Below are 24,581 nucleotides of genomic sequence, written 5' to 3' on the forward strand. Positions count from 1 at the left end.
ACTCGTTTATCCGGCGGTTCAGTTCTGAAACTGAACCTCTGTTGCCAAGTCGTTAAATCGCTGTAGGCCGAAATCGATGAGTGATGAGTGGCGGGTACCAGTCAGAATTTCCTCCGCGACCGTCTCCGCGAGGTGCGGAGCCAGCGTCACGCCGCTGTGGGTGGCGACGGTATAGTACCGCTGATCGGAGTCCAACCAGTCGGCGATTGTGACCCCGTCCGACGGGAGAACGCGATTACCGATCGTTGCCGTTGATATCTCAGCAGAATCCAACGCTGGCCAAAGGGCTCGGGCACGGTCAAGCAGAGCGTTCGGCACTTGCCACAAAGCCGGGTCCGCCGAATCCCACTGGCTTGCAGTCGGATGATCGGTTATTGTGACGCCGCCATTCGAGCTGGGCCTCATGGAAACGGTATCCGCGTGAATCACATGTTTGGGGCCTCCGGTAATCGGGGTCGTCGTGCAAGTCATCCCTACGGTCGGATGTTCCGTAATTGCTCCCGGTTCATGGGAGGCATCGATGGCTGTCGGAAGGGTCGGGAAGTCAACGCCTATCGCTGGGGTGAGCAACCGGATCCCATTGCCGGCGGTGAGTATGGTGACATCCGAACTGAACCATTCATCGATACCCGAGGCATTGCTGACAAGGACCCCGTTCTCGGTGAGCGCAGTCGCCCGGTGATAGGGCATAAATCGCGCACCAGATTCGATGGCCTCGTTTACGAGAATCGAGCACATAAGGCTCGTATCAACCCATCCTTCACTGGGGAAATACGCCCCGCCGAGGGCGCTGCGGAGGTTTAAGGTGGGCTCCATCTCGGCAATATCGTCCAGAGGCAGCAGCTCAGCGCGATAGCCAATCTCTTGTAGCCGCGCCACCTGCGTTTCTAACTCATCCATTTGCTGATCACCGTGAGCAATTCTGATGTTGCCTATCTGATGAAACCAGGGCCGTTTCCGGTCCGCTGCGGACCAGCGTTCGTATGCATGCAGGCCCAGAGCGTTCAACTCCGCATAGCTTTGTGGCTCTTTACCGTTTGAGTTGACCCAAGCAAAGCTCGCTGCCGTTGTACCGTTACCAACCTCACCCGAATCTAATAACGTCACTTCGCAGCCGCGACGTGCCAGTTCCCTTGTCAGCGAGCACCCAATCACTCCTGCTCCTATCACCAGAATCGATTGGTTTCTACGCGCATTCGTACTTGACATAAGACCGTCCTCATTGATCGTTTTCATTTCTTAGCTCCCCTTATGGAGAAGGGTGTAATTTACGTCGACTCCCTCGAGTCGATTGGTTGAACCAAGTTGTGACCAGTCGTGTCGATGAGAGCCAACCGTCATGCCACCGTTGGCGGTTTCACCGCCACCGGCCATGAGATGGCTGATTCGGCTGATTGTGTTGACTTATGGGTGGTTAGTTACTTTGGTCCGAATACTCTAGGAAGAGTTCACGGGTGCCTGGGCGAAGGTAATAAGCCGTTGACTCCGCGAGTTGCCCGTTCGGTTGCCAGATATGCCGACGTCGTCGCAAAATCGCAACTCCCGGATCGATGCCAAGCAGGTCTGCGTGTTTCTTTTCCAGAAGCATCGCGTCGAAATACATTCGTGAGCGAGCCACTGACACACCCAGAGCCGCGAAATGCTCCAACACGGCGAACGTTTCCAGCCGCTCATCAAGCAGCTGTGGGGAGAGTCCGAACGGGATTGCCGCCACCTCAACAACAACTGGGCTGTCATCCAGGTCATGCCTAACTCGAACAAGCTGAGTCACGGGCTCGTCGGCATCCATTCCGGGCAGATGCACTTCCGCCTTTCCTGCAGTAACGACATCAGCGGATACCACGGACAGTCGTCCGGGAACATCCGCGCCACCCATTTTGGGTCCAACTAAACGTAGGAGGTTGACCTGTCGAGCTCCTTCGCTGACATGAGTCCCTAGACGTTTGCGCCGCACCACCAGCCCAGCTTGAGCAAGATCGTTCAGGACCCGCTGTGCAACCGAACGGCTGACGCCGTGTTCGGCCTGCAGCTCAGCCTCAGTAGGAACTTTTGCTCCTGGGGTGAGGTCCCCTGACTGAATCCGTTCCTCAAGTTCTGCACGGATGGTCTGGTATCGAGGCTTCAACATGTATTGACCGTACAATTGGTTCTATGACCGGTCAATAGTTTTTGGAGATTTTTTGTTGTCGGGGTCACATGTTCAGGGGGGAGTAAGCAATCACCCGGCGCGCCGGAACTCCGGCACCCCCGCCACCGGCATCCTCTACCTCGGTTCTAGACTGCTGGCCCAACTCGGGCGTGTTCAAAGACCAAGCTCGTTTGAGTTCCAGCCACCGCAGGATTAGCAGATAGCCAATCGAGGACAAACCTGCGGATGTGTTCTGTGTCCTTGGCAGCGATGTGGACCAGGAAATCTTCGGCACCGCCAAGTACAAAGAACTGCAGTATCTCTGGAGCGTGTCGAAGTTCTTCACCAACCTTGGCCATTAGGTGGCGGGCGCCAGGTTGCAGACGCACGCTGATTAGCGCTTGAAGGGGAAAGCCGAGCGCATCTGGCTCAACATCGATCGTGAATCTATCGATGATCCCGGCTTCCTTCAAGGTTTTCATTCGAGATAGACAAGTCGACGGCGCTATGCCGAGTTCATCGGAGAGGGACTGATTGGTCCGGCGTGCGTTCCCGCCCAGCAACATAAGGAGCTTGCGGTCGAGTGGGTCGAGCTGCATTCGTAGTTTCTTCGACTGACCCATACGACATCGCTCCATTCCCGAATATTCATTCCACTTCGTTGCTAATAACCGAAGAAACTCTAACCGATGGCGCTTAAGCCAGGAAAGTCTGCAACCATCTCCCCGTAACGAGACCCTATTGTTCGGAGGAAGAATGATCATTTCAGTGCCAAGAGAGGTCAAGAACAACGAGTACCGCGTCGCCATCACTGCGGCCGGAGTCCAAGAACTTCACGCCCGAGGCCATGAGGTTTTGGTGCAGGCAGGTGCCGGACTTGGTTCAAGCATTTTTGATCATGAGTACGAATCTGCCGGTGCAGAAGTAGTCGAGGATGTGGAGGCACTCTGGGCCCGGGCTGAAATGGTAATGAAGGTTAAAGAGCCAATTGCAGCGGAGTACGGTTACTTTCGTGAAGGTTTGATCCTCTTCACATACCTTCACCTCGCGGCTGAACCTGAACTTACCGAAGCTCTTGTTCGAACAGGAGTAACCGCAATCGCTTACGAAACAGTTCGAACGGCCGATGGGGGGTTGCCTCTCCTGGCGCCGATGTCCGAGGTTGCGGGTCGACTAGCCGTACAGGCCGGTGCGACATCACTGATGGCAGCAGCAGGCGGAAGCGGCATCCTTTTGGGTGGTGTGCCCGGAGTCCGTCCCGCCAAAGTGGTGGTGCTAGGAGCAGGAGTCGCAGGAACCAATGCGGCTGCAATGGCCATTGGGTTGGGCGCTGAAGTTACGATCCTCGACATCAACATTCCACGCCTGCGTGAGCTCGACGCTCAGTACCGAAGCCGAATCAAGACCGTTGCTTCGAATGCGTTCGAAATCGAAAGGACGTTGATAGACGCTGACTTGGTCATTGGCTCGGTCCTCCTCCCAGGCGCGAAGGCTCCGAAACTGGTTACCAATGAACAAGTGTCAAGGATGAAGACAGGATCTGTCCTAGTCGACGTCGCCGTGGACCAAGGAGGGTGCTTCGAGGACAGCAAACCCACGACCCACGAACATCCCACTTTCAAGGTCCACGACACGTTGTTCTACTGTGTCGCCAATATGCCTGGTGCCGTTCCCAACACCGCCACCTATGCTTTGACCAATGTCACCATGCGTTACGCACTGGCTATTGCAGATCACGGCGTGGACAAAGCACTTGCACTCGACCCATCACTTGCCCTCGGCCTGAACGTCCAAGCCGGTCAGACTATTCATCCATCCATCACTGGCCATCGCCCCTGAGCCGACACTGACACCAGGGCCACTTCGAGGCTGGTCAAAACGTTAGCGTCGAATACTTCACTTCTTCACAAGCCCAAATTCGGCACCGCGGGATCAGGAAACATCTGCGGCCGACAATCACGGTCACCGCCCGATAGGGGAACCCTCACCGGTCACACCCCATCCTGACCTGCGGCGATGCAGCTCCGGGTTTTGACCAATGCCGTATAGGCGGTCCGGACCCTTGTCCGGTGACGCGGGCCCTATACGACACACCCTCTGCGACACCACAGATGTCGGTCGTACCCACGTTCCCGTGCCATCCCGGCCCCGCCGATAACGGAACGAGTCTGCGTTAATCAATGTGCAAATACTCAATAGGGTGCATCCTTATACAGTCCACTCCACGCTAACCAGTACGTTCCCTTGGATCGCGAAATACGAAGAGATCACACCGAGGTCATGAAACGCTGTGATCACGAACGGGCGGACCCTACAGTGCCAAAGAAACAGACGAGGTAGTGCCCTTATTGCCGCCGCCGTCCGGTCGTCAATGATGTCCGGTCGGCGGGCAGGACCATGGGCGCAACTTCGATCTGTGGGTGACCGGGGTTCAACCGGTCACCGGGGGAAGGATGGAAAGAACATATACAGTCACACTGACGGCTACGCCACGAAAGGAGAGCTCAATGTCTGTTATCAGCCCGTGCGAATACGTCGGCGGCAACCTGATCAATCCGCCCATGGAGCCGTGGCTGGCGGCCAGTCACCGTCTGACCACCAAAGGCGGGAAATTCTTCCCCACCTTTGACATCGGCTATTACCACATCTTCGAGATCAATGTTCAAACACCCTCGTACGATCGCACTGAGCGCGAAATAACGCGCAAGCTGGGCCGGTTCTACAAGAAGATGAACATGATCGAAGGGTTCCGCACCCTTAAGACCAGGATCGTCAACGAGTACATCCCCATCAATCACAACTTCAGTATGGTTCATAAGATCACCTATGTGATTGAGAAGACCGGCACCGGCAACCAGAACCCCGACTGCCCGTATCCGCAATACCCGGATGACATGCGGCGGCTGACGTTTGCCCCGGAGACCGCCGAGGTGTTGAAAAACGAACCGACGCTGAAATCCAGAGGCCCGATGGTCCGTATCCCGGACAACCACAGGACGTTCGGATACTGACGTGGTCCGGCTCGTCGGGAGCCAAAGACGCAAAAAGGCCGGAGAGCTTCCCTTCCCATGGGGATAACTCTCCGGCCTTCCTGTTACTTCACACGCTCATTCAAATACGGGACACGTGACAACGACAAGTCACCTATCACCTAGCCGATAGACTATCGGAGTCCGGGTCTCAATGCAAGCATCAAAACAACCACCAATGATCATCCGAGACGAGACGGACAAGGAGGACAAACCATGCACGACAACGACACTGATCATGATCGAAACGCCCGCGACCAGGGCGTGGCCGATGCCCGGCAGATGGCCGACGGCGCGGCCCGGTTCGCCTCCGGTGCCCGGGGCTACATCAACCACCGCCTCATCCCGGCGGCCGCCGCAGGCACTAAACGGCTAAGCGCCGAAGCCGCCACACGCACGAGCAACGCCGGGGGAGTGCGGGCACTGGCACGGAACCTGGCACCATGGGCCATCGTCGCCGCAGCGATCGTCGCGGCCATCTCGCTGTTCATGCCCGTGGCCTCAATGGGCGGGTTGAGTATCAGCTACATGAGCATGCCCAGCCCGGAAGGGCCGATACAGCTGATCCTGCTGCTGGCAACCATCGCCGTGACCGGATTCAACGTCAAATCCGGCCGCACGCGCACATGGTCACGCATCGCCTCGGGCATCGCGGCCATCGTGCTGGGCCTGCCCGACACGTTCAGCGGATTGACCAACCTGTCCACGTTCGGATTCTCGTTCGCCAGCCTGTTCCTATAATGCTGCTCGTGTCAGGACTGGCCACGCTGGTCACCACAGGCCCGCGTTCGACACCGACTCGATTCTGAACAGACCACCCGAAGCCGGCCGATGCCGGCTAAATACAGCCGGCTCAAGAGAGAACAGACGTCATCTCTTGAGCCGGTTTTCACATTTTAACCATCGTCGTCGCTGAGTCAGATAGTCCGTGCGGCGCTGCAGACGCTGCGCGGCGGCTCAAAAGCATACTCGAGCACCCAAACCCCGGTCACCGTGGTTTATGATGCTCACAGGACGAATGCAGGTTCTCACAAGCATTCCCCGGCTGACGCCACCGGCAAAGACGCCGGCTTCGCATCCGGCCCGGATCGTGCAAATCCGACCCGCGTGTACCAATAGTGGTACACCCCTTCAAATGCGCTTTGACCTGCATAAACATCTGTATTACACAGGTGACGGAAGCATCCCGGTACCATATGGCTTTTCCAGTTGGTACAGGTGTTTGCCCTGGTCAGAACGGCTTTTAAGCCATTGGTACCAGTTGTACCAACTGTTCGCAGATCTTTGTAGGGAAATATAAGGCGAACACTTGATACGACAACACGCCGGGACATTGGTCGATTGACCAATAAGCTGATGACGTGTATATCGCACACGCACATGCGTATTACTTTTATATTTTCAAATGGTACAACTGGTACAGAGATCCCAAAACCCGCTCTGACCAGGGCAAACGGGTGTACCACTTGAATTTTTAGAAATGGTACATCTCTTCTGCGCGGCCCCCTTGAATATCCCTCAAAACCCGCTCTGACCAGGGCAAACGGGTGTACTTATCAGTGGTACACCTCTCCGGCATCTCCTACAGGGATATATGCTCAAACCCGTCCAGGGTCCCTCAGAACCTCCACCCGCCGGTGACATCGCCTCCCGTTGACCCGAACGACACCCGCGACAAACCCGGCGGCTCACGCCGCCGGCGGGTGCGGTGCTCGGCACTGACCGCCGTCATTGACCATCGACGCCGACCAGCCTCATCATCACAAGCGGCGAAATGGACCATTTGCAAAGACAGTTCGATAACGGAATCGATAGGACACTGATGTCTTTGCTGAATGAGCATTCAATGATCTAGGCTGAGAATCCACGGCCCATTCAAATACGAGATCTAACCGGCTTCCCATATTCATGCTGGCCGGCCCTGGTATCGAGACGGGATACGACGACACATGACACTTGACAGCACCGACGACAGCACGACCGAAACACCCGGCACGGCCGAGAACGCGGCCGGCGAAAAGGACCAGGACACCTTCCTGTCCGACATACTCGATTACTTCGAACAGCGTTCGTCGGCGGCAGCCTCGCCCAGCCTGATTACCGCCGAAGTCACCACCGGCTACCTTGCATGCCTTGATCCGGCCGACCCGCCTCACCCGCAGTTCCTTGAGCAACAACTGCTGGTCGCCCGCAACGCCGTCGTGGAGGCCGAAAACAAGAAGATCAGCCAGAGCAAGGACAAGCTGGCCCGGTCCAACTATCTGACCCTGTGGCAGGTCGCCCGGATCCTGCTGCGGCTGCATCGCGTCATCCGCATTGCACCCAACGCCAAAGACACCGACCGCGAATACGACCTGCTGGCCATGTATCGGCCCGGCGGGGCCGGCTATGGCACGTACACCACCAGCGAAGACGACATCCGCACCACGGCCCGGCTTTACTACATGCTGCTGTCACTGAACGACTTCAAAGAGATCCAAGCCATCCTGCGCGAAGACAGCCCGCGCCGGCACCAGTGCGCACACCCGGACCTGATCGCCGCCAACAACGGCATCGTCTTCTACGGCACCAAAGACACTGACATCGATTTCGTCGGGAAGACCTTCCACTTCAAAGCCAAGCAGGTCCACCCGTTCGACCCGGCGATCATCTTCTTGAGCAAGAATCACGTCGACTATGTCGCCGACGCGCCCAGGCAGGTCATCACCGACCCGGTCGATCACAGTGACTGGGAGGTCGTCGAATGGGTCAACAGCCTCTCCGACGACGAGGGCATGCCGGCGCTGCTGTGGGAGGTCATCGGCGCGATCATCCGGCCCCATGTGCCGTGGAACAAAACGGCCTGGTTCTACTCCGAGCAGGGCAACAACGGTAAAGGAACCCTGTGCGCACTGATGCGCAACCTGGTCGGACCCGGCGCTCACACTTCGATCCCGCTGTCCGACTTCGGCAAAGACTTCGCCCTGGAACCTTTGGTGCGGGCCAATGCGATCATCGTCGACGAAAACGACGTGGGCACCTTCATCGACAAGGCCGCCAACCTCAAGGCCGTCGTCACCGGCGACATCATTCAGATCAACCGCAAGTACCGCACGCCGATCGCTTACCAGTTCTTCGGCTTCATGGTTCAATGCCTCAACGAATTCCCGCGCGTCAAAGACAAGTCGGAGTCGTTCTACCGCCGGCAGCTGTTCGTGCCGTTCACCAAGTGGTTCGGCGGCAACGAGAAGAAGCACATTAAGAACGACTACCTGCAGCGCAAGGCGGTGCTCGAGTATGTGTTCTGGTATGCGATCAATGTCGCAGGTGCCGCTGAGCCGGGCAACTACTACCAGCTCTCCGAACCGGCCGCGACGAAGGCCGTGCTCAACGAATACAAGGAAGCCAACGACCCGGTCCGGGGTTTCTGGGAGGAATTCAGCACCCGCTTCGCCTGGGACCTGCTGCCTTTTCCGTTCCTCTACGACCACTACAAGGTCTGGTTCGCCGCCGTCTCGCCGTCGGGGTCGCCGGTGTCCCGCCAGCAGTTCGTCACCGACCTCGTATCCATCATTGCCGAAGATGAGAACTGGCACTGCCCGGACAAGAACCGCAAGATCCGTCCCGGCTCGATGATGAACACCCCCGAGCCGCTGATCGGTGAATACGAGCTCAAGAACTGGTACAGCCCGACCTATCAGGGTTCGGATCCGTTGCGCCTGGCCCAGCCGATGCTCAAGGCCAACTACCGCGGCCTGCTGCGGGCCACACCGACCACTACCGCAGCACCGGCCGGCGACACTGACAAACAGGATTGATACACATGTCCCGCCTGAACACAGCCATCGATGCGCTCGTCGCCGCACTGTCGAGGGTGGCCGAAGAACACAGCAATCTCGCCTCCACCCAGGCCGAGGTCGTGCGCGAACAACGGGTCACCAACCTCATCGTCCGCTCACAGATCGAAACCGACCCGGGTGAAAAGGCCCGGCTGCTGCACGAGGCCCGACAGCGCATGGACGCACCCAGCCGGCGCGCCGCACACCACTCGCTGTAGAGCCGCACGCCACCACCACCATCACGAAAGGACACGAGGCCATGCCCGCCACCATAGAGGCGACCCACCCTGTAACCGAGTCGAGCCACTCGAGAACTGACCATGAACCCGGCTCGCCCTTCGATGCCATCCGGAACATCCGCAATGACGGCAGCGAATACTGGTCGGCCCGCGACCTGATGCCGCTGCTGGGCTACGACTCCTGGCGTCGGTTCACCGATGTCATTGACCGTGCACAGGCAGCAGCCCGAAACCAGGGATTCACCGCCGGAAATCTTTTCCTTGACACTGCCGTCAAAAATTCAGATCAACATGGTACAAACCGCGGCCGTCCGGCTAACAACGTCGAATTGACACGCTTCGCCGCCTATCTGGTGGCCATGAACGGCGACCCACGTAAATCGCAGATTGCCGCCGCACAGGCATATTTCGCCATCCGTACCCGTCAGGCCGAAGCCGGCCAACACCAACACCAACACCAAGGCCCCGCGCCAGCAGATGACATCAGCGCCGAGCGCAAGCTGGCGTTGCTTGAAGCCGCCGTGGGCATCCTGGGCCGTGAACAGATCCGTCAGCGTACGGCCCGGTTCCTGGACGAGACGGTCGGCGTGCCGGAGCCGGCCACAGACCCGGCGCACAGAGCCAAGCATCGCGGCACAGGCATCAGAAATCTCGAGCAGTTCTGGCACATGGCCCGCCATCGCCTGGTGTGGGATCTCGTGCCATTCGCGTTCCTGTGGCAGCTGTATCAAACCTGGTGTGCACAGACAGAGCCTGAAGCGGTCTTGCTGTCGCGCCAACAATTCGTCAGCGGCCTCGTCACCCTCGTGGGCGAAGACGGCGAATGGCACTGCCCGGATAAAAGACGCAAGATGCGGCCGCGGTCGATGATGGATGCGCCAGAGCCGCTGATCGCCGAATACGGGCTCAACGATCCACGGGATCGAATCAACCACCGGGGCCTGCTGAGAAGCCGGTCCTTGTCGCGAACCGGCGATTAAACCGAACCATTCAATGACCGGCACTGACCACCACAATGAAAAGGGATCCCCATGACTGCCGGAAGGACACCTGTCACTGCCGATACGGCTTCGTTTACTTTCTACGACATCGAGTCGCTGTCCAACGTTTTCAGCCTTGTGGCCTATACACCGCGGCCCGCAAGTCACCCCGATCTGCTCGAAGTATTCTTCCTCGTCGACGACGAGCAGCTTTGCGCGAGCTTCGACCACGATGCGCTCACGGCGGCGATCACCGATGGCAACCCCGGCCTGCCGGCGGTGCATGTCACAGCACACGATCTGCGCACCGTCGAGGGCAATCTGGCCCTGGCGCAGCTGATGGGTCTTTGTGACGCCGACCAGGTGTGCAACACCGGTCAAAAATCTTCCTACCCGCTCGATCTGCGCCCTGTCTGCGACACCGACAATGATTACAACCCGATGCACCACCCTTATCTGGCCGGGTACAACTCGCTGAACTACGACACCACGATGCTGGCGCTGTATCTGTCCGAGGTGTTCTCGGACGTGGCCGACCATAGGCAGAATCTGGACAACGCCCGGGTGCAGGAAGAATATGCCCGCACTCCCGAAGACCAGGCCCACACCCAGGCGCTGGTCAAAGATGTCCTCAACCGCAAACCAGTGTTCAAGCCGGTCTCGGCAGCGACACTGCGCGGTTACAACGACCAGCTGTTCAGCTCCGAGCACATCGACTACATGCCCGGCTACAACCAGTGGGACTCGCAAGCGGCCAGGATCCGCCGTGCGATGCTTCATTCGGGCCGGCATCTCGATATCGCCCGGCTCAACGAGCTGCAGCACAAGGTCGCGCTCAAGCGCCTGCTGGGCATGCTGGGCCGGCAGATCAAAGAATCCGACAAGCTCGGCCACGGCTCAGTGGTCACCACCACCGGCGAGCTCTATGAACTGCTGGCCTACAACGTCTCGGACTGCCTGGGCCTGGCCCAGCTGTTTGAACATCCGGTCTATTCGTCGGCCTTCGACCTGAAAGCCGGTCTGCTTCAGCAGTATGCGGAGACGGTGTACACCAAGTCCGGCACTGTGCGCATGGACCGGTTGACCATCGATGCCTCGTCGGCGAAGTTCGTGGGCCGCATTCTCGCCCCGTACACACCCCTGAACGACATTGAAACCGTCTCGTTCGACTACCCGGCCAAAGAAGTGGCCGACGAACGCGGTATCGCCCAGGTCAATGTCCTCGACGAATGCGTCCACTTCTTCGACACGCAGGTCGCCCCCGACCGGGCGACCAACACGGAACAAGCAGCCGCCTGGGCGCAGTTCATGGACGTGGTGACGTACTATCGCCGGATCGAAGGTGAAAATTTCAACGATTCCGACCAATACAACAAGCGTTTCAAGCGGTCGGCCGCCTCGCTCAAAGAGATCGCCAAGACGCCGAACAACATACCGTACTTCCGCCCCGACGGCACGGCCTCGTCATGCTTCGCGACCTTCTCCACCGGCGGGATTCACGGTGCCGAGGCCGATAAGAACGCCTTCACCCGTGACCGCATCGCCCACGTGCAGGCCGACACCATGCTGCACCGGGCCAAAACCCTGATCCCGGAGGCGGTGGAGTTCGTCGCCGAGGCCAAGCGCCAGCATGCACAGCTGTCACTGCCCGACGGCTCATACGTCGACAAGCGCGATGTGCTGCTGGGCTCGGATCCGGCGAAAGTCAAATACCGCAAGCCGAAGAAAGGTGACCCGGCCCAGACCGACCAACTCGCCCGCGCACAACAGCAGGTCCCCGATCCGGCCGATCTGCTGGCCACCCAGCGTCCGGAAGCCGCGGCGCTGCATGTGTCCATGTCCGACGGCAGCGTTCTTCACGGCAAGACTGTGCTGGCCACGACATCGGCGGCCGCCGCGACCTACCGCGACGAACCCGCCAAAAAGGCTCCGAGCCTGTTCACCGCCAAGGAGGATGAATCCACCAAGCTGTACCCCAAATATGCCCGCACCTCGGCCGGGCCGGTCATCCATGAGGATTTCACCAGCTACTACCCGAACCTGCTGCGCAATATGCGAGCCTTCTACAACCCTGAACTCGGCGAAGACCGCTATGCGACAATCTTCTTCGACAAGGAGCGTCTGGGAGCCGAGCTGAAGAAACCGGGCCTGGACGCGGCAGAAAAGGAGCGACTGACAACGTTGCGCAACGGGACCAAGCTGATCCTCAACGCAGCCTCCGGTGCCGGCGACGCCTCGCACAAGAATCCGATCAGGATGAACAACCGGATCATCTCGATGCGGATCATCGGCCAACTGTTCAGTTGGCGGATCGGCCAAGCACAAACACTGGCCGGTGCCCGGCTCATCTCGACGAACACCGACGGGTTGTATTCAGTCATCGACGATGGTTCCGACGTCTCCAACGACTTCGAGGCCGAAACCAACAATCGGGTCCTCGAAGAGCAGAAAGCCGCCATCGGTATCGACATCGAGCCCGAGCAGATGTTTCTGATCAGCAAGGACTCGAACAACCGGATGGAACTGACCGCCCCCGCAGCCGGCACCACCGTGGCGGAATCGAGGATCGTGGCGGCATCCGGGGGCACACTGGCCTGTCATGACGGGCCGACGCCGACAAAGGCACTGGCCCATCCGGCAATTATCGACCACGCTCTGGCCCGGTACCTGCAGACCATCGCGGCCAGGACAGAGGCGGCCTTGTGCGAAGACTTCGATTTCGACCTGGGGCGCAAGATCATCGACGACGCCCGTGATATCGAAGACCCTATACGGACCGCGTTGCTGTTCCAGAACGTCATCGCAGCCTCCAGGGGTTCGATCACCTATCCGTTCGCCGCAGCTCCTTCCGACACAGACGCAGCCGATGAGCAACGGGGCGGAATCCGTGATCCGCAGCCGCTGCAGATGATCAACCGGGCTTTCATCGTCCAAGACGGCACCGCCGGTGCGGTAAATCTGCACAATGCCGGTGCCTGGAAGGTCTCTCCGGTCAGTGCGGCCAAGCGCGAAAAGGACGGGCTGGCCCGGGTCGAGAACAACAGCACGGCCATCGGGATGCTTCGCCATCACGGCTGGGCCCGCGACCGCCACAGTGCCGCCCGTGACGGGCTGAACCTGCTGCCGACAGACCAGGACGTCGTCGTCCGCCGGATCAACGGCATCGACCCTGCCTGGTCCATGGTGATCTGCAACGACGATCTCTACACCGCGGGCCGACCGCGGCTGAGAGATCTCATCGCCTCGCTCGATCTGGAGGTCTACACACAGATGCTCGCGGAGACGTTCACCAAAAACTGGAAAAACAGCCCGGCGTAGTCCAGCACCAGCACGCACGAAAGCCGCCTCAGGTCATCCCGGGGTGGCTTTCGTGCGTTATAGCAAATCTACACTGAAAGATCAGTCAATGATAAATCAATATACGTCATCATCAGGTATAGAATATATGTAAGAAACCATTCTAATGATATCAACGATAGACATCGGAAAGAGAGGACATTATGTCCAGCATCACATTGCCCGTTCGCGCTGACGACCCTGATATTTCGTATGAAGCCGCTGAGAAGGCGGCTTTCGGGGCCTCGAAAATTCGCCCTATCGTGCTCGCGTTGGTGCGCGAACACGGCCCGTTGACCCATGACGAGTTCATCGGTCAATACAACCGGTTGGTCATCATGGAAACGGATACCGCCCGTGCTTCCGATTCCGGTGTACGCACCCGGCTGCACGAGCTGGTCCGTGCCGGGCTCATCATTCAAGACCCCGAAAAAGGCAAGTCCAAGTTCGGCAACAATGCCAAACGCTGGATCGCCGTCGACGGCAGCGGTGGTGGCGACAACACCGATGAGCAGTGAATGACATGATGAACGACTACACCGTAGATACCGCCGCTGATGACCGTATACACGATCGGGCCGGGGTATTCGTCGCCTCCATGGACCGGACCGAACGCGTGGTCTGGCTGCAGCGCCAGGGCGTCAACGACCGGCAGATCCTCGATGCCCTGCTCACCGACGGCGATGAGGACCTGGACGAGTTCACCCGCGACATTGCCGGCTCCATCGCGGCCTCCGCCGCCAACAACCCGCACGTACAGACCCCGCAGTGGTTGGCATGAGCACAGCCACACGTGAAGACACGGTCGAAAAGTACCTGCTCACACGCTGTCGGGCGAACGGTTTTCTGTGCATGAAGTTCGTCTCGCCGGCCCGTGGCGGCGTGCCCGACCGTGTCATTATCACCCCCGCCGAGACAGTCTTCGTTGAAACCAAGCGCCCCGGCGGCAAACCCCGCCGGCTCCAAAAGATTGTCCACACCAAAATGCGCCGATACGGGGCCAAAGTCTACGTGGCCGACGACCGACACAAAGTCGATGAACTCATACGCGAACTGGCCACGAAGAAATAACCGGGACCAAAGGCCCAATAACGACTATTGAATCGACCACCAATTGATGACCGGCTCAGCCGACGACGACGAATCTGAAAGAGGTAAACCAGCGTGTTTGGAAAAAAGAAGAAGCACAGCTCCGCCCAGGACGAAAACATCGGGCCGGCTGACCCCCAGTCGACTGAAATCAATCCCGGGCCAACTGATCAGCAAGACGATGAACCACGCCAGAGCACGGACCTGCCAATTCCTCTGATTATCGCCATCATGGCACTCGGCCTCGCCGCTTTCGTGCTCGGCGGGACAATGCTGGGTCTGTACTAGATGCCGTTCGACTCATCGCAGCGTATGCCGCGCGGCAAAGCCGCGATTCTCACCACCGAAGGAGGGAGTCGAGCCGACTCGACGCATCCAACATGACATCCACCACCACACCACAACTGCCTGCCCTGAAGAGAGATCAGCAGCAGATTCATGACTTCCTGGTTCATCAACCCTTCGCCGGCGCATGGCTCGGCGTGGGCAGAGGCAAGACATTGACAACCCTCAGCGTCCTGCAGACGGTCCGGCCTATCGGACACATTCTTGTGATCGCACCCGTCGCCATTGCCCGTTCCACCTGGATCGATGAGATCGCCAAATGGAATTTTCCCGTCAGGACCAAGTCGCTAATCGTCAATGACAACGACAAGAAGCTGTCGAAGGATAAGCGTCTGAAGCGATTCGAAAATGTTTTCACCGACCCGCCGACGATGTACTTCATCAACCAGGAGCTGCTCACGCAGCCGCCACGCACCGGTTGCCACATCTGTGGCGGTGAGGGGTTCAAGGACCGAGCCTGTCATGACTGCCAGTTCGGTCTCATTGACCAGATGCCGGTTCAAAACATCAACGGCCAAAACACCACCACATGGCCCTTCCAGACGGTCATCATCGATGAATCCCAGGGCTTCAAGAACCACGCCAGCGGCCGGTTCAAGGCGCTCCAGACCATGCGGTCGGCGATCACCCGGATCATTGAACTGACCGGAACTCCCGCACCGAACGCTTTGACGCTCGACGCCCCGATCCTCACCCCCACGGGTTGGAAGCTGATGGGTGACATGCAAGTCGGAGATCTCGTGATCGGATCCGGCGGCAAGCCCACCGAGGTGATGGGCGTATGGCCGCAGGGTGACAAGCCCATCTTCCGGGTCACCTTCAGTGACGAGACCGTTGTCGACTGCACCGAAGACCACCTCTGGGCTGTGAACAGCCGCAGCCGTCGTAGCAAGGGTCTCGACCCTCTGGTGATCTCCACCGGCGAGCTCAAGAAGGGAAGGAGCCGCAGCCGAGCGACGGACATCGAAGTTGGGCTGACCGACATGAACGGTGCCCCGCGATGGGCCACACCGACCGTTGCACCTGTGGAGGTGTCTTCGCAAGATATCCCGCTTGACCCCTATCTTCTAGGAGTTCTTCTCGGAGATGGGCACATCGGACACAGCGTCGACTTCACCACCATGGATCCTGAAATCACGCGGTATGTGGCAGAGGCTCTTCCGCCGAGAATGCAGCTGACACACAAGGGCTATCGGCGCGACTCGAAGGCCAGCGCCTACTACATCACCTCTGGTAAGCGCGGTGGAAGTTTGCCCGGCGCGATTCGCGGGGCTGTGCCCAACCCTGTGAAGACCGCTCTTCGCAACCTGGGTTTGCTCGGGCTGAGATCCTGGGAGAAGTTCATTCCAGACGTCTATCTATGGAACAACACAACCGTTCGACTCGAGATGCTGCGCGGTCTGTGCGACACCGACGGTTGCAGCAAGACGGGCCGTGGGTCGACTTCGAGCTTCGGCACCTCGTCACCCCGGCTAGCCGAGGATGTCAAGCACCTCATCCGGTCTCTGGGCGGATACGTCACTCAGCACATCGAGCAGCGAGAAGGCCCCCAAGTCATGCCCCAGGGGCACACCTCGTCGATGCGCCCGCACTATGTCCTGACGTTCGGCCTGCCGATCAGCCCTTTTCGCCTTCTGCGGAAGGCGAAGAACTGGCAGAAACGTTGGCGCACCAAGGAGCGAACCATCCACTTCATCGAGCCCATCGGCAATGAGCAAGCACAGTGCATCACTGTGGCAGCAAGCGACGGTTTATTCGTCACCAAGGACTTTGTGGTCACACACAACTCGCTGCACGATCTGTGGAGCCAGATCTACCTGCTCGACCAGGGCCGGGCACTGGGACACAATATCACCGCCTTCCGGAACCGCTGGTTCACGCCCAAGATGGTGCCCGGCACGAACACGCCGGCCAAATGGGTCCCCACGGCCAACGCCGAAGCGGAGATCCACCAGGCGATCGCCCACCTGGTAATGAGTGCGCAGAACACAGATCTGGTCCTGCCTGAACTAACCATCGACGACGTCAATGTCACGCTCACGCCCGACCTGCTGACCGCCTATAAGGAGTTCAGGCGCGATCTGGTCCTCGATATCGTCCGGACCCACACGGACGCCGACGGCAACCTCACCCAGAGTGTGGAGTCGATCGTGGCCCAAAATCAGGCGGTGCTGACCAGCAAGCTCATGCAGTTCGCCTCGGGCACGCTCTACACCGCCGATCCGGACGACCCGTCCACGCAGGGCCGTTACGAGATCATCCACGATAAAAAGCTCGAAATGGTCGAATACCTGGTGCGCAACAACGGCGGCGAGCCCATACTCATTGCCTACCATTTCCGCTCCGACCTCGAACAGCTGCTTAAGCGGCTGCAGAAAGCCGGCGTCGATGTCCGGGCCTTCGACGGTTCGCGTCAGATGGTCCGTCAATGGAACGACCGGCAAATTCCGGTCATGCTGCTGCATCCGGCCTCGGCCGGGCATGGCCTGAATTTGCAGGAGGGTGGTTCGACCATGATCTGGTACACACTCACGCACAACCTGGAGTGGTATCTGCAGACCAACGGCCGGCTCCATCGCACAGGCCAGAACAAGCCGGTGACCATTCACCGGCTGCTCGCCAAAGGCACCCACGACGAGCGGATGCCCGCGGTGCTGGCCGATAAGAAGCAGATCCAGGATGACCTCATCGACGCCGTCGATGCCGAGAACGCCACACTGGCCGCCTTGGAGGGTGAGATCCAGGACGATCTCAATGATCTGTGGACCGCCACGCGGTTATAAATCACCACAATCATGATGCGCTGACGTGCTCAAACAATGTGGCGGTAGGTAACCACCAAAAGGAAGGTCGGCGGGGCCGACCCGGGGGCCGGTGCTGACAGTACACGCCGGTGGGAACCGCCCGGAGGGTCCCACCGGCGTTAGCCCCGGCAGGCAATTCCCGAGAACACAGAAACCTGCCATGTCCCGGAAACCGATCCTTCATCCACGAAGTCACCCATGGGTCCTGCGACCAGTACAGCGACAAGAACAGAAACCAGACATGAACAACACACCACACCTCCATTCCGACCAACCCGTGACCCTCTCACACCGGGACCGAGACTTTCTCCGGCATTTAAAGTTCCGTGAAGCGGTCCACGTTCAGAAACACCCCTGCTGGCTGTATGCAAAAACACGGGGTCGATGGCAGCTCGTTGTCCTGACCCTCATGGACACCTACGAAAAACACGACCGCTTCGTAAAAAACGACAGCACCATCCAACGGCTCATGGCCGACCGGCTCATCGAAATCTCGTCCGAAACGATGCTTCCCAAGCCGTACCGGAATCAACATGGAGTCACGGTCAAGCTCACCGACCGCGGCCGATTCGCATGCCGGTAATCCGCCGTTTCACGCAAGTGACTGCATATACCAGTCGGCACAGCCGACCCGGAAGCCAAGTCGGCTGTATTGGCTCACACCGGCAACATCCGTGCCTCAACTGCACGTCAGAAAAGCCTTTGATCATCAACACCACAGCCCGTACACCAGGAGCTTCTCATGAAAAATCTCATCGACGACACGTATTGCCCTCTCTGTGGCAATCTCGAATGCCATGCAGACAACGATGGCTGGTGTCTCGCGCACGGGTGGGATTGCGGCGACTTTCACCAATATCTGAATGAAACCAGTGAACCACTGGTGGACATCATTCACCTGCAGGGTGACGACTACGAGACGGCCGTCGATGCCGCCAACGACCAGGGCGGATCCACTGAGGCCGTCGTCGCATATCTGGCACAGTTCGACTACGGCGATGAGACCGACAGTGTTGCCGAAATCAATGGTCACACCAAATTCGTCGAGCTCGAACGCCTACAGCACCAGCTGCACGAAGCCGATCACGGCGGCCTGCACTACTGGCTGCAGGTTGATCACGGCCTGCGCTTCTACGGCCTGTACCGCCGGCCACTCTAAACAATGCGCGGCTTTACCCCGACCATCAATAAGACATACCTGAAAGGCCCGTCATGAATAACTCAAATACGCGTCGTGCCCGGGCGGCACTATCGGCGCTGATAGAACCATCGGATCCTGTCGGCATGGCGTTGATTGAAAGCGTCGGGCCCGTTGACGCCCTCCGGGTTGCTGAGGGAACCATTAAGCACAGCCGCCAGACGGCACAGGATGTCAGCGCGATCTTGTCTGCCCGGGAATCCGGGTATCGGCAAGACCCGCTGCCGGAGGCGTTGACGAAGTGGGCCCGCAAAAGCACCGATCCCGCACCCGAGCGCGACATCGCCACTATCGAAAGACTCGGCGGCCGCCTGCTGATACCGGAGGACGAAGAGTGGCCCGACGCCTTGTTGGATCTAGACCTCGTCCATCAACCGATATGCCTGTGGGCCAGGGGCGGCAACGGGTTTGAAATCCCTGCCGAACATCGCAGCGTCGCATTGGTCGGTTCGCGCGACAGCACCAACTACGGCAATGCAGTCACGGCCGATCTGGCAGCATCGCTGAGTCATCGCGGCTTCAGCGTCGTCTCCGGGGGAGCCTACGGAATAGATGCGACGGCCCACCGTGCAGCGATGGCCACCGGCGGTGCGCCCACCCTGGCCGTGTCCGCATGCGGGCTGGACAGATACTATCCGGCCGGAAATGAAGACCTACTGCGGACCATAGCCAATCAAGGCATGCTGATCTCTGAAGTCCCGCCCGGGACCGCTCCGACCCGGTGGAGGTTCCTGCAACGCAACAGGATCATGGCCGCCCTGTCTGCGGTCACGGTCGTGGTGGAGGCGCGCTGGCGGTCGGGGGCGCTGAACACCGTCCGCCATGCCATCGACCTCAATCGCGAAGTCGGTGCTGTTCCCGGCTCTGTCCATTCAGCCAACTCGGCCGGATGCCACCGGCTGTTACGCGAAGGCACAGCCGTATGCGTCAGTGATGCCGGACAAATCATCGAACTGGCCGGATCGATGAACCAGCAGATGACGCCTGAACCGAACCTGACACCTTAACCACCAATTCAAATACCAAAAGGAGCAACCCATCATGGGGTATAACACCGACTTCGACGGCGCTCTGACCGTGAGCCCGCCGTTGAACAAGCACGAACGCAGCTACCTTGTCGACTTCGCCGATACCCGCCAGACCAGCCCCGACCACGGGCCGCTGGTCGTCCAGTCGCGGATAACCGGCTTCATCGACGGTAACGATCCCCAGGGCGACAAGCCCGGCATCTGGTGCCACTGGGTCACCGATGACGAGGGCAACCTCGTCTGGGATGAGATGGAGAAGACCTACGACCACGCCGAGTGGCTCGAGTGGATTATTCTCCATCTACTCGGCCCTGATTCACGTGATTACGTTCAGGCGCACGCGGATGACGACCCGCGTCTGGCGCACTTCACCTGCGACCACACCGTCAATGGCGTCGTCGACGCTCAGGGCGAGGAACCTTTCGATCTCTGGCGGATCAAAGTCGAGACTAACGACGTGCAGACGCAGTACGCCGTGATCGTCTACCCCGACTAAGTTTCACCGCACGAACACCGAAGAAAGGAGACCCTCGATGGGCAAACGCAAGCACCAGAAGAAGTCACGCGAGTCTGTCGAGGGCTTCCGCGGCACCTCGAACCCAGAGCAGGCGCACTGGATGGGTGAGCTCAGGAAGTCCAACGCCGCGCAGCGGCACACACCGAAGCCTCGCAAAGGCACCCGCCGACAGCGCCAGCGCCAGGCGATCCGCGATCAGCAGAAGAACCGACAAGGATAGCTGACTCAAAAAACCGCTACGCCGGCGACGGCTTTATGCGATTCAACAACGGCTCCATCGCGCAATGGTCTTCCCACAACCTCGTCACCGTGAAGCTGATCAAGTTCGACAACAGCGAAAGTGAATAGTCCTCATGAGAATCCGCATCACCATCAACACCGACGACGCCGACCACCCCGATGCAATCAAGACCGGCACGCCGTTCACGCTCAACGTCTATGACGACGACGCGCTGCCGGGCCGGGAGCAGCTCGAAATCGGTAATGAATCATGCGGCATCGGCGGCGACATCGCCCAAATGCTGCATAACCTTGCTGAACATTGGGGCGCGCAGACAGTTCACGACGAGGACAACAAGCCGCTGCCACGCACCGTCGACCAGTGGCGTGCCGCCGAAAACCAGCGCTCTGCCGGAAAGGAATCCGCACATGAACGAGAACGAGCCCACTGACACCTGGACCTGCGACTGCGGCCGGCCCATGGCCCGTCACCGGGGACGGGGTGACCAGAATTGTCCAGAATGCGGCCAATGGTTCAACGCCGTCGGGCAGCGCCTGCGCAGCAACTGGATGAACAATCCCTCACTATACGACGACAACATCGGCGACCTCGAAGGCTTTGAACTCGCCGAAGCTGCGGCCGAAGCCGGTCATCCCTGAGTCGTCTGCGCCGATACAGAAAGCGGCAGAAACCCCGAGGAGAGACAGATATGAAAACACCCGAACAGCTCAGCCGCGAGGTCATCGACGCCCATTACGGCGTCGGCACCGAGTGGGAAGAGCCCAATCAACACGGCGAAGAGAACTTCACCCGCGCCCAGGCCGAGTCCGACATCGATGCCGACGACATCCGCCTCCTGATTGAAGAGGCCGTCGAAGCCGATCGCCAGCAGATCCGCAAGAGTCTCGACACATTCGATGCGGTTCCGGGTTTTCGGCCATTCCCGCTGGCCACGGTCGATGCGCTGATCGAGGCTTACGAGGCCTTCGACGGTGACGTCGACGGCTTCATCAGCGCCTGGAACGATTACACTGCAGGGCTGGATTTCCCGTGCCCCGAAGATCCCGCCGGCATCCACGACGTCACCTACGGGTCCTGCGACCAGTGCGGCGACAAGAACAGGAACTGAACCATGCACCAGCCCAAGTCCGTCGATCTGCGTGCCCGTCTACGCGCTGTCATCGACGACAAGAAACACCAGGCGATCGTCTTCCCCAACCTCGACGAGGTCCGTGTTGGCTCCGTCGGCTACTTCACCCCCGGCGGCATCGACGCCCGGCGGCTGAGTTCCGGCTGGATCGCCGACGGACCCGACCGACACGCCTACCGGCCAGGCCCGGAGCAGATATTTACGTCCCTGTCCGGGCCCGCCAACGACGAAAAACTCATCTCGATGCTCGAGGCCGATCTGATGCCCGAACACCACATCCTCGTGAACTTTGAAGCCGTCACTGACTCCGAGATCATGGACGGTCCATACGGCTCCGGGGGAGACGGTGTCGCCACCTGGACCAGTCTTTTTGAGCCAAAGCTGCTCGGCCACAATCTCAACGACAACGAACTCGCCGGTCTCTACTTCGAGATCGAAGCCGTTGGCAGCCTGAGCGAATCCGACGCCTATCACGACCTGGACAAGCTGATCGAAAAGATCGGCGAAAGCCCTGCGGAAGCGCTGCGCTCCCGGATCAACAATCCAGACCCCGGACTCCTCGAGCCTGCGCCGGACACGAACGAGACCAAGAACAGGAACTGAATCATGCAGCAATTGACCGAAGACGAATTCGACTTCCGCTTTACCGTCGTGCCCGATCCTGCGACCGGAAGTGATGTACGGCCATCCGACCGGAGCCTCGATCCTGATTCGAAGCAAGTCTGGACCATGGTCGAGGCCGACGACAATTTGTACATCATCAGCGGCTGGCACTATGTCAACAACATTGGCTACATGGTCACTGAGGAGCCATGGGATGAAGAAACCGAGGCCCTCATATACGACGCCGCAGGCCTCGTCGACGACGGCCTCCAGGGCTGAGCGCCTCACCAACCACACGCAAAACGACCGTCGCAGCAGTTGCGGCGGTCGTTTTGCGTGTGTGATCCCTGCTGATCAACCACTCACACAAGGACGCCCCCATGAGCCTCACTCACATACCCGCGCACACCATCGACCATCCTGACCGCTTCGAAGACGAAGATGCTGACTTCGGCTATGCCGTGTTCGCCGATACCGATGCCGAAGACCCCCGGTCCTGCATTGAAAACCAGCACGCCGCACTGTGGGCCTACCGTGAACCGAATCTGCGCCACTCTATCGCCGCAAACAAGCCCGACGGCAATATCGCCATTAACGCTTTCGCCCGTTACTTGGATGAATCCGGCGCTGAGACGGCCCTGGACTGCACCCGGCGCTACTTGGCCGCATTCCACCCCGAACAGAAAATCTCGGTGGACACGCAGAACATCCGCGGCTACGCCCAGGGCGACTGGCTTGACGTCGTCGTGGCGGTCTCCGAAGGTCACGGCACCCCTGCCGGTCACGCTGGTGAATTCGCACGGTGGGCCTTCGGCGACGTGTGGACCGTCGTGCCCGACGTTGGTGCCGGTATCTCCAACATTTACGCCGACGACGCCGAAGAGGCGCTGGCCTACTTCCAAAAGAACTTCGAGGACGAGAAGCCGGTGATCGGACAAGACTGCGAAGTCCAGCCCGGCATACTCGAACAGGTCGTACTCAGAGAGCCCGACTATACCGATGAAGCCATGGGCGTCAATCGGTGGCACTGCACCGACGGCACAGTCGTAGCCAATACTCATTATCACGATATCTCGGTCGCCGGCCGTGTGTGCGGTTTCCACCGGGTAGATGACCCCGAACAGCTGATCTCGGCCCTGGTTAACGCCCACACCTATCTACAAAACAGGGAATGATCCCTATGTCCACCTTTACCCGCACCCTGACGCTGAACATCAGCGCCGACAGCGAAGAAGAGGCCGATGCAAAGACCCGGTGGCTCATCGACGCCGCCGAGGAATCCGACGCGCTGCCACAAGGTGTGAAGCCCTGTACCGCGGGCACAGACATCAACGCCGACCATCCCGATCCGCACACCGCGCCCGGCGGCCCGTACACCGTCTGCTGGACCATCGACGCGGAAGGTGGTATCTCTCCGGCAGCAGCGGCGCTGAACGCCTGGCAGGACAACTTCAGCAACTGGTTCAACCAGCCCACCAACGAAGAATGCTGCGTCTTCGACGTGCTCGACACCGGCACCGGCCAGCAAACACAGGTCGATCTCAGTGACGAACAGTTCGCCTACCTGTTCGACTAATCAGAAAGGTTTATTCATGTCTGCTCCCGCCACTATCCCGTCCGGATTCTGGTCACAGATCGAACACCAGCTCCACCGGATCATCATCGAAAAGCCCGGCACCTTCGACGAGGTGCGCGCCATCCTGCTTGACCCCGCCTATGACGCCGTCACCGCTGACGTGAACCTCAACGGCGTGCGCACCTTTGGCCCGAATTCGGCGTTTTTCGCCGGGTCCGGGGGAGAGTCCACACTTGTCCACGCCCTTCACCTGGCCGGGTGGAAAACCATCAACGCCCGGGCTTCGTATTACTACGTGCTCCAACAGCCCGATACCGGCGAAATCCTGACCTACATCGAAGGCGACGTCGAACGCGGCGACAGTCTGCACTGACTGCCTGGTTGCTGCAGAGTCGGGCAGGGGAGCGATTCATGTCCACCAGATCCGGGCAACAACAATGTAATCCGCGAGAGCGCTGCTCGCACACCGGATGCGAGGCGACGATTCCGGCGCACGCCTGGGGTCGCATTAAGTCCGACTG

Annotated in this window: 28 protein-coding genes and 1 pseudogene; 26 read left to right on the plus strand and 3 right to left on the minus strand. The window is 59.3% G+C overall.

Features of this window, described 5'->3' with window-relative positions; translation table 11 throughout:
* Window positions 1-18 precede the first annotated feature (18 nt).
* The 3 genes from H535_RS0113815 to H535_RS0113825 form a co-directional block, all read right to left on the minus strand.
* Window positions 19-1,236, minus strand: coding sequence for an NAD(P)/FAD-dependent oxidoreductase (locus H535_RS0113815; RefSeq protein WP_081416698.1), 1,218 nt, complete (start codon window positions 1,234-1,236; stop codon window positions 19-21).
* Between the two features lie 178 nt (window positions 1,237-1,414).
* Window positions 1,415-2,128: a GntR family transcriptional regulator gene (locus tag H535_RS28465; protein WP_081416699.1), complete on the minus strand. Its 714-nt coding sequence runs from the start codon at window positions 2,126-2,128 to the stop codon at window positions 1,415-1,417.
* Between the two features lie 146 nt (window positions 2,129-2,274).
* On the minus strand, window positions 2,275-2,751 hold the full coding sequence (locus H535_RS0113825) for an Lrp/AsnC family transcriptional regulator (protein WP_026820014.1): 477 nt from the start codon (window positions 2,749-2,751) through the stop codon (window positions 2,275-2,277).
* Window positions 2,752-2,884: 133 nt separating this feature from the next.
* Here H535_RS0113825 and ald point away from each other — a divergent pair, with 133 nt between their 5' ends.
* From ald to H535_RS0113960, 26 genes and pseudogenes are all read left to right on the plus strand, one after another.
* Complete coding sequence (gene ald / locus H535_RS25520; RefSeq protein WP_035769655.1) at window positions 2,885-3,967, plus strand: alanine dehydrogenase; 1,083 nt, start codon at window positions 2,885-2,887, stop codon at window positions 3,965-3,967.
* Between the two features lie 668 nt (window positions 3,968-4,635).
* Window positions 4,636-5,139: a hypothetical protein gene (locus H535_RS0113835; RefSeq protein WP_026820015.1), complete on the plus strand. Its 504-nt coding sequence runs from the start codon at window positions 4,636-4,638 to the stop codon at window positions 5,137-5,139.
* A gap of 234 nt (window positions 5,140-5,373) precedes the next feature.
* Window positions 5,374-5,898 carry a hypothetical protein gene (locus H535_RS0113840; RefSeq protein ID WP_026820016.1) on the plus strand — a complete coding sequence of 175 codons (525 nt, stop codon included), beginning with the start codon at window positions 5,374-5,376 and terminating at the stop codon, window positions 5,896-5,898.
* 1,208 nt (window positions 5,899-7,106) lie between these two features.
* Window positions 7,107-8,954 (plus strand): DNA primase family protein, encoded by a 1,848-nt coding sequence (locus tag H535_RS25525; protein ID WP_081416700.1) that lies wholly within the window; start codon window positions 7,107-7,109, stop codon window positions 8,952-8,954.
* Window positions 8,955-8,959: 5 nt separating this feature from the next.
* Window positions 8,960-9,193, plus strand: coding sequence for a hypothetical protein (locus H535_RS0113850; RefSeq protein WP_026820017.1), 234 nt, complete (start codon window positions 8,960-8,962; stop codon window positions 9,191-9,193).
* Between the two features lie 41 nt (window positions 9,194-9,234).
* On the plus strand, window positions 9,235-10,194 hold the full coding sequence (locus tag H535_RS27845; protein ID WP_051299309.1) for a BRO family protein: 960 nt from the start codon (window positions 9,235-9,237) through the stop codon (window positions 10,192-10,194).
* A gap of 51 nt (window positions 10,195-10,245) precedes the next feature.
* Window positions 10,246-13,512, plus strand: a complete 3,267-nt coding sequence (locus H535_RS0113860; RefSeq protein WP_026820018.1) for a hypothetical protein — start codon at window positions 10,246-10,248, stop codon at window positions 13,510-13,512.
* A gap of 182 nt (window positions 13,513-13,694) precedes the next feature.
* Window positions 13,695-14,048 carry a hypothetical protein gene (locus tag H535_RS0113865; protein ID WP_026820019.1) on the plus strand — a complete coding sequence of 118 codons (354 nt, stop codon included), beginning with the start codon at window positions 13,695-13,697 and terminating at the stop codon, window positions 14,046-14,048.
* A gap of 5 nt (window positions 14,049-14,053) precedes the next feature.
* Window positions 14,054-14,311, plus strand: a complete 258-nt coding sequence (locus H535_RS0113870; protein WP_035769657.1) for a hypothetical protein — start codon at window positions 14,054-14,056, stop codon at window positions 14,309-14,311.
* Window positions 14,308-14,601 carry a PDDEXK family nuclease gene (locus tag H535_RS0113875; protein WP_026820021.1) on the plus strand — a complete coding sequence of 98 codons (294 nt, stop codon included), beginning with the start codon at window positions 14,308-14,310 and terminating at the stop codon, window positions 14,599-14,601. Before H535_RS0113870 ends, H535_RS0113875 begins: the two co-directional genes overlap by 4 nt.
* A 93-nt stretch (window positions 14,602-14,694) precedes the next feature.
* Window positions 14,695-14,907, plus strand: a complete 213-nt coding sequence (locus H535_RS0113880) for a hypothetical protein (RefSeq protein WP_026820022.1) — start codon at window positions 14,695-14,697, stop codon at window positions 14,905-14,907.
* A gap of 92 nt (window positions 14,908-14,999) precedes the next feature.
* Window positions 15,000-15,575: pseudogene (locus tag H535_RS29960) on the plus strand (SNF2-related protein); the annotation flags it as partial.
* Window positions 15,576-15,632: 57 nt separating this feature from the next.
* On the plus strand, window positions 15,633-17,747 hold the full coding sequence (locus H535_RS29380) for an LAGLIDADG family homing endonuclease (RefSeq protein WP_245580325.1): 2,115 nt from the start codon (window positions 15,633-15,635) through the stop codon (window positions 17,745-17,747).
* A 430-nt stretch (window positions 17,748-18,177) separates the two neighbouring features.
* A complete protein-coding gene (locus H535_RS29385) occupies window positions 18,178-18,351 on the plus strand; it encodes a hypothetical protein (RefSeq protein WP_162144885.1) in 174 nt (57 codons plus the stop codon).
* 159 nt (window positions 18,352-18,510) lie between these two features.
* Window positions 18,511-18,927 (plus strand): hypothetical protein, encoded by a 417-nt coding sequence (locus H535_RS0113900; protein WP_026820023.1) that lies wholly within the window; start codon window positions 18,511-18,513, stop codon window positions 18,925-18,927.
* 53 nt (window positions 18,928-18,980) lie between these two features.
* Window positions 18,981-19,973, plus strand: coding sequence for a DNA-processing protein DprA (gene dprA, locus H535_RS25550; RefSeq protein ID WP_081416701.1), 993 nt, complete (start codon window positions 18,981-18,983; stop codon window positions 19,971-19,973).
* A 34-nt stretch (window positions 19,974-20,007) separates the two neighbouring features.
* Window positions 20,008-20,490, plus strand: a complete 483-nt coding sequence (locus H535_RS0113910) for a hypothetical protein (RefSeq protein ID WP_026820024.1) — start codon at window positions 20,008-20,010, stop codon at window positions 20,488-20,490.
* Window positions 20,491-20,527: 37 nt separating this feature from the next.
* The gene (locus H535_RS0113915; RefSeq protein WP_026820025.1) at window positions 20,528-20,731 is read left to right on the plus strand and encodes a hypothetical protein; all 204 of its coding nucleotides are present in this window, start codon (window positions 20,528-20,530) and stop codon (window positions 20,729-20,731) included.
* Between the two features lie 133 nt (window positions 20,732-20,864).
* Window positions 20,865-21,182 (plus strand): hypothetical protein, encoded by a 318-nt coding sequence (locus H535_RS0113925; RefSeq protein WP_026820026.1) that lies wholly within the window; start codon window positions 20,865-20,867, stop codon window positions 21,180-21,182.
* A complete protein-coding gene (locus H535_RS25555) occupies window positions 21,160-21,390 on the plus strand; it encodes a hypothetical protein (RefSeq protein WP_051299312.1) in 231 nt (76 codons plus the stop codon). The genes H535_RS0113925 and H535_RS25555 overlap by 23 nt, the downstream gene beginning before the upstream one ends.
* 50 nt (window positions 21,391-21,440) lie before the next feature.
* Window positions 21,441-21,860, plus strand: a complete 420-nt coding sequence (locus H535_RS0113935) for a hypothetical protein (protein ID WP_026820027.1) — start codon at window positions 21,441-21,443, stop codon at window positions 21,858-21,860.
* Between the two features lie 3 nt (window positions 21,861-21,863).
* Entirely contained in the window at window positions 21,864-22,484 is a 621-nt protein-coding gene (locus H535_RS0113940) for a hypothetical protein (RefSeq protein WP_026820028.1), read from the plus strand.
* A 3-nt stretch (window positions 22,485-22,487) separates the two neighbouring features.
* Window positions 22,488-22,763, plus strand: coding sequence for a hypothetical protein (locus tag H535_RS0113945; protein ID WP_026820029.1), 276 nt, complete (start codon window positions 22,488-22,490; stop codon window positions 22,761-22,763).
* Window positions 22,764-22,864: 101 nt separating this feature from the next.
* On the plus strand, window positions 22,865-23,659 hold the full coding sequence (locus tag H535_RS0113950) for a hypothetical protein (RefSeq protein WP_026820030.1): 795 nt from the start codon (window positions 22,865-22,867) through the stop codon (window positions 23,657-23,659).
* Window positions 23,660-23,664: 5 nt separating this feature from the next.
* Window positions 23,665-24,060 carry a hypothetical protein gene (locus H535_RS0113955; protein ID WP_026820031.1) on the plus strand — a complete coding sequence of 132 codons (396 nt, stop codon included), beginning with the start codon at window positions 23,665-23,667 and terminating at the stop codon, window positions 24,058-24,060.
* A gap of 16 nt (window positions 24,061-24,076) precedes the next feature.
* Window positions 24,077-24,433, plus strand: a complete 357-nt coding sequence (locus tag H535_RS0113960) for a hypothetical protein (protein ID WP_026820032.1) — start codon at window positions 24,077-24,079, stop codon at window positions 24,431-24,433.
* Window positions 24,434-24,581 lie beyond the last annotated feature (148 nt).

The organism is Arthrobacter castelli DSM 16402 (assembly GCF_000430705.1).
Lineage (GTDB): Bacteria > Actinomycetota > Actinomycetes > Actinomycetales > Micrococcaceae > Arthrobacter_C > Arthrobacter_C castelli.